This window comes from Vibrio injensis (assembly GCF_001895205.1).
Classification (GTDB): Bacteria; Pseudomonadota; Gammaproteobacteria; order Enterobacterales; family Vibrionaceae; genus Vibrio; species Vibrio injensis.
Map to the genome: position 1 here is coordinate 705,728 of NZ_BDJF01000027.1, position 14,045 is coordinate 719,772.

Annotated in this window: 12 protein-coding genes and 1 pseudogene; 11 read left to right on the forward strand and 2 right to left on the reverse strand. The window is 40.0% G+C overall.

The genetic code is table 11. The annotated features are described in order from the left end of the window. The first annotated feature begins 80 nt into the window (after positions 1–80). From BSR11_RS15085 to BSR11_RS15105, 5 genes are all read left to right on the forward strand, one after another. Entirely contained in the window at positions 81–572 is a 492-nt protein-coding gene (locus BSR11_RS15085; RefSeq protein WP_072671150.1) for a tripartite tricarboxylate transporter TctB family protein, read from the forward strand. A gap of 12 nt (positions 573–584) precedes the next feature. Then, a complete protein-coding gene (locus BSR11_RS15090; protein ID WP_072671151.1) occupies positions 585–2,087 on the forward strand; it encodes a tripartite tricarboxylate transporter permease in 1,503 nt (500 codons plus the stop codon). A gap of 125 nt (positions 2,088–2,212) precedes the next feature. Beyond that, positions 2,213–3,868 carry an ATP-binding protein gene (locus BSR11_RS15095; protein ID WP_083545020.1) on the forward strand — a complete coding sequence of 552 codons (1,656 nt, stop codon included), beginning with the start codon at positions 2,213–2,215 and terminating at the stop codon, positions 3,866–3,868. A 20-nt stretch (positions 3,869–3,888) separates the two neighbouring features. Next, a complete protein-coding gene (locus BSR11_RS15100; protein WP_072671152.1) occupies positions 3,889–4,575 on the forward strand; it encodes a response regulator in 687 nt (228 codons plus the stop codon). 222 nt (positions 4,576–4,797) lie between these two features. Then, positions 4,798–6,393 (forward strand): ABC-F family ATPase, encoded by a 1,596-nt coding sequence (locus BSR11_RS15105; RefSeq protein ID WP_072671153.1) that lies wholly within the window; start codon positions 4,798–4,800, stop codon positions 6,391–6,393. A 108-nt stretch (positions 6,394–6,501) separates the two neighbouring features. Here the strand turns inward: BSR11_RS15105 and alr are convergent, their stop codons facing one another. Beyond that, complete coding sequence (alr, locus tag BSR11_RS15110; protein ID WP_072671154.1) at positions 6,502–7,602, reverse strand: alanine racemase; 1,101 nt, start codon at positions 7,600–7,602, stop codon at positions 6,502–6,504. 450 nt (positions 7,603–8,052) lie between these two features. Here alr and BSR11_RS15115 point away from each other — a divergent pair, with 450 nt between their 5' ends. From BSR11_RS15115 to BSR11_RS15135, 6 genes and pseudogenes are all read left to right on the forward strand, one after another. Further along, positions 8,053–9,576, forward strand: coding sequence for a YjjI family glycine radical enzyme (locus tag BSR11_RS15115; protein ID WP_240004081.1), 1,524 nt, complete (start codon positions 8,053–8,055; stop codon positions 9,574–9,576). Continuing rightward, positions 9,576–10,385, forward strand: coding sequence for a 4Fe-4S cluster-binding domain-containing protein (locus BSR11_RS15120; protein WP_083545022.1), 810 nt, complete (start codon positions 9,576–9,578; stop codon positions 10,383–10,385). The genes BSR11_RS15115 and BSR11_RS15120 overlap by 1 nt, the downstream gene beginning before the upstream one ends. 537 nt (positions 10,386–10,922) lie before the next feature. After that, positions 10,923–11,603, forward strand: a pseudogene (locus tag BSR11_RS17480) (DUF1538 domain-containing protein); the annotation flags it as partial. A gap of 75 nt (positions 11,604–11,678) precedes the next feature. Beyond that, positions 11,679–12,407, forward strand: a complete 729-nt coding sequence (locus tag BSR11_RS17485; protein ID WP_374058305.1) for a DUF1538 domain-containing protein — start codon at positions 11,679–11,681, stop codon at positions 12,405–12,407. Further along, entirely contained in the window at positions 12,404–12,769 is a 366-nt protein-coding gene (locus tag BSR11_RS15130; RefSeq protein WP_004396364.1) for a hypothetical protein, read from the forward strand. The genes BSR11_RS17485 and BSR11_RS15130 overlap by 4 nt, the downstream gene beginning before the upstream one ends. A 13-nt stretch (positions 12,770–12,782) precedes the next feature. Continuing rightward, entirely contained in the window at positions 12,783–13,169 is a 387-nt protein-coding gene (locus BSR11_RS15135) for a CBS domain-containing protein (protein ID WP_004396362.1), read from the forward strand. Positions 13,170–13,234: 65 nt separating this feature from the next. On the opposite strand, the gene BSR11_RS15140 is transcribed toward BSR11_RS15135, so the two are convergent. Then, the gene (locus tag BSR11_RS15140) at positions 13,235–13,870 is read right to left on the reverse strand and encodes a hypothetical protein (RefSeq protein WP_072671157.1); all 636 of its coding nucleotides are present in this window, start codon (positions 13,868–13,870) and stop codon (positions 13,235–13,237) included. Positions 13,871–14,045: the final 175 nt, after the last annotated feature.

The window sequence follows — 14,045 nt, forward strand, 5'->3', positions numbered from 1 at the left end:
GAAATAAACCAATTGCCTAGATAAAAATTATAGTTATAGGTATTGGTTTATTCTCTTGTACATTTATGGATGATATAAATATGAAAGATTATAGTAAATCTAATTGGGATGGATTGACCGGTATTATCAGTGTTCTCTTTGGCTTAAGCTATGGTGGTTACGCCTATTTATTACCAAGACCTATATTTGGTAATGAGTGGGAACCAATTATTATGCCTTTGTCGATTTCGGTATTTATGATTGTGATTGGATTATTATTGATCGTTAATGGTCGATTTTCTCCATCAATGACAGCAATAATGAAGACGATTGATGAGCATTCAAAAAATAAGATTAATACATATAGGGTACTATCAACGTGTTTAATTTCATCGCTGTATTCTTTTATGTTTGAGCCAGTTGGCTTTGTTATAAGTACGATATTTTTTATGCTGATGATGTTAATGGTTACATGTGGTATTAAACGTTGGAAGCAATCATTAGTCATTGGTGTGGTTTTTTCTGTTGGGATTTACTTCATTTTCAATGAATTATTATCCATTAATTTACCTAGCGGAACACTTTTTAGTTAAGGAAAATTAACAATGACAGATATATTTACGAATCTTTTTAATGGCTTTGGGATTGCTTTACAGCCTTATTATCTTCTACTGATAACACTTGGTGGGATCATGGGAACGATTATCGGCATGTTACCAGGTCTTGGTCCGGCGACGGGCGTTGCGGTTCTATTGCCCATGACTTATGCCATGGGGCCTACGGCATCATTAATTACGATGACAGGGATCTATATGGGGGCCATGTTTGGTGGTTCCCGTAGTTCAATTTTAATCAATACACCCGGAGACGGTGCTGCCTTAGCGGCAACTTTCGATGGTTATCCGATGGCAATGAAAGGGCGTGCAGAAGCGGCACTTGCTATCTCAGCAATCGCATCATTGATCGGAGGTACTATCGCTGCGGTGCTCATGACCTTTCTTGCTGAGCCTGTAGCCAACTTTGCGATTAGATTTGGCCCAGCAGAATATTTTATGTTAATGCTAGCCGCCCTTTCGATGACGGTTTCTATGTCTAAAGGCAATATGCTGAAAGGTTTCTTCTCTATGGCAATAGGATTAGCGATTGCAACAATCGGCATTGATGCTCAATCCGGATTAAGTCGTTTTACTTTTGGCTCCCTTGAGCTCCAAACAGGTGTTGACTTCTTGGTGGTGATTATTGGCATTTATGCATTAGGAGAAGTGCTGAAAAGCATGACAACCTTAGGTGATGGTAGTAAAAAAGCACAGACTCAGTTTAAACGGATTTGGATCAGTAAAGAGGATTGGCGCAGATCAAAATGGCCAATTTTACGCAGTGCCCCTGTTGGTTTTATTGTCGGAGCACTTCCCGGTGCAGGGGGAACAATGGCATCGTTACTTTGTTATAATAATGAGAAACAACTCTCACCCAACAAAGATGAATTTGGCAAAGGTGCCATAGAAGGGCTAGCCGCTCCTGAATCAGCGAATAACTCAGCATCCATTGGAGCGATGATTCCTATGCTCTCATTAGGTATCCCTGGTTCCGGTACGACGGCAGTCATGATGGGAGCCTTATTAATGTTAGGAATACAACCTGGGCCGCTTTTATTCACCCAGCATCCAGAAACAGCGTGGGGATTGATCGCAAGTTTATTTGTCGCGAATATTATTCTGGCTTTTGTAAATATTCCATTAGCAGGTGTTTTAGTTCGTATGCTCGCTATCCCTGCGAATGTTTTATATCCTATTGTTCTAGGGCTTGCATTCGTGGGCTGTTATGCTATTGGGAATTCAGTGGTAGATTTTTATATCTTAATTTTATTAGGTATCGTTGGGTTTATTATGCACAAACTGGTTATTCCTACAGCGCCAATGATTCTTGCTGTTATTGTTGGCAGCCAAATGGAACAGTCGTTTAGGCAAGCATTTCGGATCTCTAATCAAGAGTTCAGTATTTTTGTTCAATCAGGAATTGCTCAATTTCTATTGATAGTGACGATTTTTTCAATCTGTTGGCCATTAATTAACGCATTTAGAAATAAAAGCCTTTCAAATATGGCTTAAGATAAATATTTCAAAGGGTAAAGTCATTTTGTGACTTTGCCCTTTTTTTGTTACATTCTGGTAGCAAAGTTGTTGTCTTTAGGTATGCTGTGGAATAGGGGATTTGTGCAATTATATGAGTGAATATGTATAAAGTAATGCGTAAAAATCTGGATGTGGTTCAGATAAATAACAATCAAAACCGATGTTTTTTTATGCATTTACGCTTTCGTAATAAGATATTCTTATTGCTGACTTTTTTACTCCTGATTCAATTCCTTTACATGGCCTGGGGATTCTATCAAGCATTAGCTTCTTCTATTGATGATCAAGTTCGCACTCGTGCATTATTACAAGCTCAAGATATTGCTAGTGATCCAGAGTTGATTACTTTAGTAGAAACAAAAAACATTACAGAAATTCAAAAGGCGATTGAGCGTATCATGCATTATTCTGATGCGAGTTTTATTGTTATTGGTGATAAAAATGGTATTCGCTTATTTCATCCAGAGCCGGATCGTATAGGTTATCCAATGCAAGGTGATGATAATGCGGGAGCTTTATTAAGAAAGGAATCGTATACTTCTTTACGAGAAGGGAGTTTAGGTTATGGTATACGAGGGAAGTCACCGATTATTGATAGCCAAGGTAATATTATTGGTGTGGTTTCAGTCGGTTATCTATTAACACGGTTTCAATATTGGCTTAAAGACTACTTTCGTCCTTTGCTTGTTGATGCCTTATTATTAATTTCTATTTCATTATTATTAGTCTGGTTGTTTTCTCGGCACATACAAAGAAAAATGAATAATATGGAGCCAGAAGAAATTTCGCTCTCTTGGGAAATTCAGCAATCTATTTTATATGCTGTCTATGAGGGTATTATTGCGGTTGATTTACAAGGTAGGATAATTGTTATAAATCCAGCAGCAAAACGCTATCTTCCATCCAGTTTAGAAGAAAATATTAACATTAGAGATTATCTTAATGATTGTAGTTGGTTAGATAATAAGAGTTCGCTCATCGATAAGCAAAAAGATGAGTTTTATCGATTAAACCATCATCAAATTATCGCTAATCGAGAACCCATATTACATAATAAAAATCTTGTTGGTTGGGTCCTGAGCTTTCGTGAGCAGAATGATGTGTATGCGGTCTCCGCAAGCTTAACTCAAATTAAACAATATAGTGATAATTTTCGTGTTCTTCGCCATGAGTTTTCTAATAAATTAACGACACTTTCTGGATTGTTAAAAATGGGGAAAATCCAAGAGGCCATGATATTAATTAATAATGAAAGTAGTAGTAAACAAGAGCTTTTAGACTTTATTCAGCATTCTATTCGCGTCAATCAAGTCGCTGCATTTTTACTAGGGAAAGCTTTACGTGCACAAGAGTTAAATATTGATTTTCGTTTAGATCCAACTTGTCAGTTAAGTAACAATCAAACAAAGTTAGATGATCATCAATTATGTACAGTATTGGGAAATTTGATCGAGAATGCCTTTGATTCATGTCGAATAAATCAAACGAAGAATCCTTATGTCGGCATTTTAATTACTGATGCAGGACAAGATATTTTGATTGAAGTGTCTGACAATGGAAGCGGTCTGTCTAGACAGGAGAAGGAGATAATATGGAATCAAGGTGTGACTCGTAAAGATGATAAGGAAGATCATGGTCTTGGGCTATATCTTGTCGATCACTATGTAAAACAAGCGGGTGGTTTTATTAACATTGATAATGCTGAACCTCAGGGATGTATTTTTTCTGTATTTATCCCCAATTATATTAATAATTAGCATAAAGTCAGGAGGGAGGAATGGAAACGATTGATATCGTTATTGTTGAGGATGACGTAAATATTACTAATATTTATTTGGATATCATTCAAGGTTTTAGTCGATTTACTGTTGTTGGGATCGCCGAAACCCAGAAGACAGCTCGCACTATTATTCAAGCTTATCAACCACAGCTTATCTTACTCGACAACTATCTGCCAGATGGTTTAGGTATTGATTTATATCGTGATATTCTTGCTCAGAAAAAGAAAAGAAAACAAGATGTTGTACTTATCACAGCATCAGATGACGTAAACACGGTTCAAGAAGCGATGCAGCTTGGTTGTTTTGACTATTTACTCAAACCTATATCTTTTGATCGATTTCAACAAACATTACAACGGTATCTAGATCTCAATAATGCAATGAAAGCTTATGATAATTTAAATCAAAAATACATTGATGAATTATTTAACATTCAGCATAGAAAGCAGCAAGTTAGCCTTCTACCTAAAGGTATAGAGCAGATAACATTAGATAAAATTATTCGTCTATTATCTTTAAATAATGGCGATAAGTTTACCGTTGAAAAGGTAAGTCTACATACTGGTGTGAGTAAAACGACAGCTCGGAGATATTTAGAATACTGTGCTACTCATGGTCTTATTATTAGTGAAAATGAATACGGTAAAGTTGGTCGTCCCGAGCGTGTTTATACTAAAAATTAACTCTTTTTATTTTAAATGATCATTTTTTGTCAGTAATGCCGTATTCAAAATTGGATGTGTTTTTCATATTGATTACGGTTTATTGTCTATTTTGTTAGATGAACGATTTGTCTGCAAATTTAGGTGATATTTGTCACAAAAAGTGCTACCATCGGCGGCATTTTTTAAAGGTAAGTAAAACTAACCTTTTGTTTATCATCATCCAACAACTTGGAATTTTTTGTGTTAACGACTGCAAACATCACCATGCAATTTGGCGATAAGCCATTATTTGAAAATATCTCGATTAAATTTGGTAATGGCAATCGCTATGGCCTGATTGGCGCAAACGGTTGTGGTAAATCCACCTTTATGAAAATCCTTAGCGGTGAACTTGAACCCTCTTCTGGTACGGTTTCCACGGATCCCAATGAGCGGATGGCAAAGCTGGGTCAGGATCAGTTCGCTTTTGAGAACTATACCGTGGTCGATACGGTGATCATGGGTCATAAAGAATTGTGGAAAGTAAAAGAAGAACGCGACCGCATTTATGCGTTACCGGAAATGACCGATGAAGATGGTATGCGAGTTGGCGATCTTGAAACTGAATTTGCTGAAATGGACGGCTATTCAGCGGAAGCTCGCGCTGGAGAGTTGCTACTTGGGCTTGGCATTCCTGAAGCACAGCATTTTGGTTTAATGAGTGAAGTGGCTCCAGGTCTGAAACTTCGAGTTTTACTGGCGCAAGTGTTATTCGCCGAGCCAGAAATTATGCTGCTTGATGAGCCAACCAACAACTTGGATATGCATACTATCGCTTGGTTAGAGCAAGTGCTATTGGCGCGCAACTGCACCATGATCATTATTTCTCACGACCGTCACTTTTTAAATACCGTATGTACCCATATGGCGGATTTAGACTATGGTGAACTGCGTCTTTTCCACGGTAACTACGATGAATACATGAGCGCCGCTGAACAAGCTCGTGAGCGTTTACATGCTGATAATGCCAAGAAAAAGGCGCAAATTGCTGAGCTACAAACCTTTGTGAGCCGCTTCTCTGCTAACGCTTCAAAAGCGAAGCAAGCTACGTCGCGTCAAAAGCAGTTGGATAAAATCCAGCTACAAGAGGTGAAGCCATCAAGCCGTCAATCACCGTTTATTCGTTTTGACCAAAAGAAAGAGCTATTTCGTAATGCTCTAGAAGTTGAAGGGCTTAAACAAGGTTACGGCGATAACATCTTGTTTGATAACGTGAACTTAATGGTAGAGGTGGGTGAGCGCATCGCCATCATCGGTGAAAACGGTATCGGTAAATCAACCATGCTCAATACCCTAGCGGGTGCAATGGAGCCGATGGCAGGCATGATTAAATGGTCTGAAAATAATAACATCGGTTTCTACGCGCAAGATCACGCTCATGATTTCAGTGACGATATGACGTTATTGGATTGGATGAGCCAGTGGAAAAACGAAGGTGAAGATGAGCAAACGGTGCGAGGCATCTTAGGTCGTATGCTGTTTTCGCAAAACGACATTAAAAAGTCGGTCAAAGTGATTTCAGGTGGTGAGCAAGGTCGAATGCTATTTGGTAAGTTAATCATGCAAAAACCGAACATTTTGTTGATGGACGAACCAACCAACCACATGGATATGGAATCAATTGAAGCGTTGAACCTAGCGTTAGAGAACTACAAAGGCACCTTACTGTTTGTCTCCCATGACCGTCAATTCGTTTCGTCTATTGCAACGCGGATCATTGAGATCACTAAACAAGGCGTCAACGATTTCCACGGCACCTATGATGAATACTTAGCCAAACAAGGTTTGATAGGCTAATCAGGTAAATCATGAACCTTTACCAAGCCACCGCATTGCGCGGTGGCTTTTTAATCGTAAAGCGGTTTAGGGATGACTAATTATTTTCACCATCAATGAAATGATAAATTATACCGTACAGCGTTCAACCACTTTATCTATATAATGACGAGCCACCCGATTAGTTAATTTAATCGTTAATTCATAAGGAATGGTACCAATATGTTTCGCTACTGTTTCTACTGGTAAGTTTTTCCCCCACATCTCTACGTTATCACCCACTTGATCCATCGCATCAGGCCCAAGATCTACGGTTATCATGTCCATGGATACTCGCCCGACAATTGGCACTTGGCGACCATTAATAAATACTGGCGTACCTGCTGGGGCGGAGCGAGGATAACCATCACCATAGCCCATAGCGATAACTCCGATTTTCGTATCTCGTTTTGCATGCCAAGTTTCACCATAGCCTATAGGTTGATTCGCGGTATGTTGACGAACAGCAATTAAACGTGTACTGACGGTCATTACTGGCAGTAATTGGTGATCTATTCCCGAATGATAAAGGCTAGGGGAAATGCCGTACAAAGCGATCCCCGCTCTGGCGACATTGAATTGTGATTCTGGCCAAAATAAAATACCTGCCGAATTAGCCAAACTTTTCGGGCCGGAATACGGGAACGCCGCTTGTGAAAAACACTCGATTTGTTTCAGCGTCGCAGGATGAGAAAGATCGTCTGCACAGCTAAAATGGCTCATAAAACCGAGTTGACCTTTAAGTTTTCCGCATCTTTCAATGCGCTGCACATATTCTGTCACTTGTTCTGGACGAACGCCAAGCCGATGCATTCCAGTATCAATTTTCAGCCAAATACTGATAGGGTTAGCCAAGTTACTTTGTTCTAAATCTCGTAATTGCTCTTCACAATGAATGACGGTTGCGAGCTTGAGTTCGGCGGCACGTTGTAAATCATCAGCACAGAAACAGCCTTCCAGTAGCAGGACTGGTTGATCAATACCATGAGCGATAAGCTCTTCTGCTTCTTCGACTCGTGCTACGGCAAACCAATCTGCCATTGGCAGTGCTTTTGCCAACTGGACGGCACCATGACCATAGGCATCGCCTTTGATGACAGCAATCAGTTTTTGCTGTCCAGAGAGTGACTTTAAACGTAAATAGTTATGGCGAAGTGCGATTAAGTCTATTGAGGCCTGAGCGGTTTTCATACAACATCCTATGTACTTGAAATTCGTCTCTCTACATCAGAGATAACGGTCAACTTTTGGTTATTATGTAGCAAATTTGTATGGTTTGTTAGTATCTTGTAGTTTCATTGACTGTGATCTTGCTAATAATGTTGTATAAAATGTTGTTTGTTTTTGCTTGGAAAGAACGCTGTACCTTTCTCAAGGTGATTTTCAATTAAAAATACTGGCTTTAAGATAAAAACAGAATGTTTGATTTTGGTTATATAAAGATAACTAATTGGAGATAGTTTCTGAAAGGGGGGGATAATTAAACCATCTCTATTGTATAAGTTTTTGTTTTAAAAATGGTTAATACGTGCTGCAGTTCATACTTTAAGCCATCATAATGGTCTGTGTCTTGATTCCGCTTTCCGACTATTAAAACCATTGGTAGCATAAGGTTATTGATGAGTAAACGATGTGGATACGATGATGACCGATGATCTTTTCTCTATTGTGACCAATCCAATCTTAAGCCCGAAACAAAAAACGCTTGCTTTAGCGGCTCAAGCAGAAGCCAGTTTACCTTATGTCTCTCGCAGTCAAGAATTAACCCAAGCAATGGAGCAAGGCATTATTTGCGATATGTATGAGGGGCATGCACCGTTTAAACCTCGTTATGTCTTACCCGATTATCAACGCTTTCTAACTCAAGGTTCGCGCTATTTAGAATTGACTCCTGCAGAAGATTTTGACGATGCATTAATGAAATTAATGGTGTTATATCATCATGTACCCTCAGTGACCAATATGCCGGTATTCTTGGGCTACCTTGATCAACTGTTGTTACCTTATTGTGATGATGTGACGGACGAGCATCTTTACCGTTCCTTAAAACGTTTTTGGATTCAATTAGATAGAACGCTTCCTGATGCCTTTATGCATGCGAATATTGGTCCAGAGGATAATCGTATTTGTCGCATGGTGTTAAACATTGATGCGGAACTGCAGCAGGTCGCTCCTAATTTAACGCTCATGTATGACCCACAGCGCACGCCAAACAGTTTACTTCGTCAAGCAACGGATAATATTATCCACTGCAGTAAACCACATATTGCGAATTGGCCTTTACATCAAGCCTTCTTTGCAGAGCAAAATAGGCAGCCAAGTTTTGGTATTGTCAGTTGTTATAACGCTTTGCCCGTGGGTGGCGGTGCGAATACCTTGGTACGCTTGAATCTTAAAGCGGTTGCTGAACAAGCACAAAATATCGATACGTTCTTAAATCATACGCTACCTTATTATTGTCACTTGATGTACGAATTAATTGAACAGCGTTGCCGCTTCTTACATGAACAATCCCACTTCTTTACGGGCTTTTTGGTCGAAGAAGGGCTCATTGAAGAAGCTCGCTTTGCACCAATGTTTGGTGTTTATGGCATGGCCGAAGCGGTCAATCATTTATTATCGGGTAAGGCAGAATATGGGCGCGACCCTGCGGCTAACCAAGTCGCATTAACGATCAGCCAAACTTTAAGTGACATTGTCACCACAACGCCAGTCACTTATGGCTTAGCGAATCGAGCTTTACTGCATTCTCAAGGTGGGCTATCCATTGATACGCAGACCACCCCAGGAATTCGAATTCGTTATGGTCAAGAGCCAGACCCGGTTAGCCATTTATTAGCCTTAGCACCGCAGCACGCTTACTATCCTTCTGGAGTCAGTGAGATTTTAACTCTAGACGAAACCATTAAAGCGAATCCTCAGGCGTTAACCGATCTCTGCTTAGGCGCTTTCGCTCATGGAATGAGGGAGTTCACGGCTAATACTCACGGAAATGATTTAGTGAGAATTACGGGCTATATGGTAAAAAAATCGGACTTAGAAGCGTATTATCAACAAGGCTCTCGCACGAATACAACGGCGCTTGGTGCTGAAGCCTGCACTGAAACAAAAGTCACTCAACGAGCACCAAGAGTGGTGAGTCATGAATTTATTGCAGGTGAGTAATGCCGACCACAGTGATTTCGGATAATGATGAGATAACGATCCAGCGTTCAATAACGGGGCAAGTTGCTCGATTATTACCTTATTCTGTGGTCGATGGACCCGGCAACCGCTTGGTATTTTTTCTTCAAGGCTGTAATTATCGCTGCCCTGCTTGTCATAATCCGCAAACTATTGCTCGCTGTCATGAGGATTCTCAAGCGATGACGGTGTTTAACGCTGTTGAGCAGATCTGGCAGCGACGACACTTCATTACCGGCATTACTCTCAGTGGTGGTGAGGCGAGTTTACAAATCGAATTTGTTCGCGAGCTATTTAAAGCGGTGAAAACCACCCCAGAGCTATCGTCATTAACTTGCTTACTCGATAGTAATGGCAGTCTTTCGCTCAAGCACTGGCAAAGCTTGTTGCCTTGGATGGATGGAGCAATGATCGATTTAAAAGCGTGGCATGAAAGGTGTCATTATCAATTAACAGGGCATAGCAATGTGCCCGTTAAACGGTCGTTACACTTTCTGGCTGAACATGGCAAATTAAGCGAAGTACGTTTATTACTCATACCTGAAAAAACGGACTACGACTTATATAGTGACCCATTAGCGCAATTTTTAAATCAGTTACAACAGTTACAGTCAGCCAAAGGCTCGGCTTTTCGACTCCGCATTAATGCTTTTGCCAATCATGGTGTTTCTGGCATTGCCAAGTCTTGGCCTGCGGCTACCGCAGAGCAAGTAAGCCGTTTGATGACAAAGCTTACTGGCGATGCTTTATCGAATAATCTTGAGCTAAATATCAGTTGTGTAATGGATTAGTGGTGGTTATGATTTCGTCTGCAAATTAATATCTAACAATGTCAGTAGGCTTAATACCACAAAAGCTAGGTGCTAACAGGCCTAGCTTTTTCTTTTCTTATTAACTTCACCCCTCCTACTTGAAGCTGCAGCGGTGTTGGTTATGTTCGTTCACCTCAATCATACAGTCTGCCTATGCTCATGGGGACAAACTCACTTTCCACCTGCCACTCCAAGTTGTTTGGGTATACCCCTTTTGATGTTGCTCTTTTACAAACGGTGTTTATTTTAAGTTCGTTACGAAATGTGGAATAGAGTAACCATGTTTTGCTTTAGCTATTTTTTTCTCTTTATTACGTATCATTTTTGCGTGAGTTAACAAAAAATCAACGCTATTTTTGAATAACATTATGTTTTTTCTTATCGTTTTATATAATTGTTTGGCTACTTTTTGTAGATGTAGTGTATTGTTTAATATGTACTTTTCAAATAACAACGGTTAATTATCGTCCATTTTGACAGCGCAATGGACTCTCTTCACGTAAAACAGGAATAATGATGTTATTTATCAAGGATTTTTATCATGCGCTTTTGCATGCGCTAAAAAATTTATTGCCGATTGTTGCTGTCGTGCTTTTCTTTCAGCTCGTGATATTACGCCAAGTTCCGGATGATGTATGGACAATGACGTTTGGTTTATTAGTCGTAGCGATTGGTGTCGCTCTCTTTCTACAAGGATTAGAGCTAAGTATCTTTCCTATCGGAAAAAGCTTAGCCAACCAATTTGCATGGCGTGGCTCGATTCCTATTCTGCTCAGTTTTGGGTTTGCTATCGGCTTTTCTGCCGTGGTCGCTGAACCAGCACTGATTGCGGTGGCTGAACAGGCGCAAACCATCAGTGAAGGACGAATTGATAGTCTTACCTTACGTTTATTAGTCGCAACGTCGGTTGGTTTTGTTATTGCATTAGGCGTTTTTCGTACCATCATGGGATATCCCTTACGTTGGTTTATGATTATCGGATACTTATTAGCGATTGCTATTACGTATTTTGCACCGGAGGAGATTATTGGGATTGCGTATGATTCGGGGGGAGTAACGACCAATATTGTAACGGTACCATTAATTACCGCGATTGGTGTTGGCTTAGCGATCTCGATTCGTGGGCGAAATCCACTGATTGATGGTTTTGGCTTAGCTGCGATGGCTGCGATGGCACCAAGACTAACGGTTCAACTTTATGGTATCTACGTCTATTCTTTTGATACATCTCAAGTTTCTTCTTTTATTAGTACTCTACCTACAGATGAACATTTGATTTGGTATGTCCCCTTTATAGAGCTTCTAGGAACCGTGAGGGATGTATTACCTATAATGCTAACTATTTTATTTTTCCAATATTTAGTGTTAAGGAGGAGATTAAATAATCCGAGAAGCATTATTTTTGGTTTTGTTTTAGTAGTTATTGGTTTGCACATTTTTGTTTTAGGTTTAAAACTGGGGCTTTTTCCAATAGGCAATTCTATGGCAGAACAGCTGATTATGAGCGGTAATGTACTTTACGTATATCTATTTGCTTTTATGATCGGTTTTTCGGCGACAATGGCTGAACCTGCTTTAATTGCGGTTGGCAAGCAAGCTGAGGAGTGTGCTTCTGGTAAAGTAAATGGTTCATTGATTAGAATATTTGCCGCTTTAGGTTTAGCGATAGGTATCACTATCGGAGCTTATCGAGTTGTCAATGGTGCATCGCTTTATGAATTTATTGTTGGTGGTTATGCGCTAGTTATAATATTAACATTAATGACGCCAAAATATATTATTGCATTAGCGTATGATTTGGGAGGGGTAACGACATCTGACATGACCGTTCCTCTTATTACCGCTCTTGGTATTGGCTTAGCGACTCATATCGAAGGCCGAAACGTATTGATTGATGGTTTTGGTTTGATTGCCTTTGCCTCAATTTTTCCGATAGTTACAGTAATGATCTACGCCATTTTCACACAATGGTATTTTCAATTTTCAAAGGTGAAATCATGAAGTTTTCCGTATTAGTTGCCGTCGTACCCGAAGAATTCGAGCAAGAAGCGATTGATACCGCTCGTGAGCAAGGCGCAGGTGGTATTACCGTATTGGCAGGCCGAGGGATCAGTAATGAGACCAGAAAAACGTTTTTTGGCTTAACCTACGATGGTAGTCAATCCGTTTTACTCATGGTGTTAGAAAAATCTCTTTCTTTACAAGTCTTGAAGTCGTTACAAGCACTGTTACGTCCAAGTGAAGAAGATTCAAGAGGAATTGCTTTTACGATTGGATTAGAACATTTAGCAGGGATTGACCTCAATCAACTGGATAAATTTGAACAGCAGCTGTTCCAACAGCAGTTAAAAGATACATTATAAGGATAAACACCCTATGTTAGTAAAAGACGTTATGATTCGTGACGTTGTCACAATATCGCCGTTCGCTAAGTTACGTGAAGCCATGATGTTGATGAAAAAACATCATTTAAAATCTCTGGTCGTTGAACAGCAAAATGCTAATGATGCGTTTGGTTTAATCACTTATACCGATATTGTCAAAACAGTGATCGCGGAAGGTGGTGATATTGACTTGTTGAATGTCTATGACGTATGCGCCAAACCGGCGATATCCGTTGGTGAAAATCTGGCGTTAAAACATGTAGCAACGCTGATGACTCAACAACATATTAAACGTCTACTGGTTTTAAATGATAATCAACTGCTCGGGTTTGTATCGATGGATGATATTATGGATGCCTTACTGGCGCGCATCGATTAATATCATGACAGGATCCAGCTTTGAGTACGGCTTAGGTGGACACCTAGGCCGTAGTATCTATGGTGTTAAGCACCCTGTAATACGGCATAAAGCTGAATGTATTTACGTACGAGTTGTTGGTTTTTAGAGCGCTTAAGAGGGTGGCCATACTTAATATAGCAGGGGGTCATGGTAAAAGTGGACTCTAAGGTTTGCAGCAGTTGTGATTCACTTTCATAGAGAGTGATGCCCTGTGCTTGATAGTCAGCCAGCTCATCAGGCAAGCGTCCTGTCCACCAATGTAACAATTCACGACTCTTTTGGCTGCGACTAATCCAATGATCGGTGAGCAAGAGTAATAGATCGTTGGGTTGAATGGCATAAGCGTACTCTTGTTTCCAAGCACAAATATCTCGCAATAGTTTTGCGCGGCACGTTTTCCCAGCACTGACCATATGTTGCGTTATTATCCACACTGTCCCTGCATCACTACTGACTCTAAAATGATAAGGGAGATCATTGTTGGGCATAAAGTCTAACGGTATGTATTCGCAGGAATGACCAAACTCAGTTAATGTTCGCGCTAATCGTCGGGCAAAAGCATGACTGAGGTGATGTTGACTCATTCCTTGATTATGAATAGTGGGGTAGTGCTTTTCACACAGTTTTAAACAATCGGCTTGAAACTCATTGACACTTTGCGTCACTATATCCAACAGCAAGACGATGTACTCCTTCGCAAAATTTACTTAAAACGATCCAACCTCAATCGTTTCCTAAAATTCAAATCCCGTTGATCTCGAAAAATTAACCATCAAGCATCGATAGCCTAATAAATAATAGTGTACTGTCAATCAGTTGGCTCTGATGAAAAGATCAGCATCATTACCAGCATGA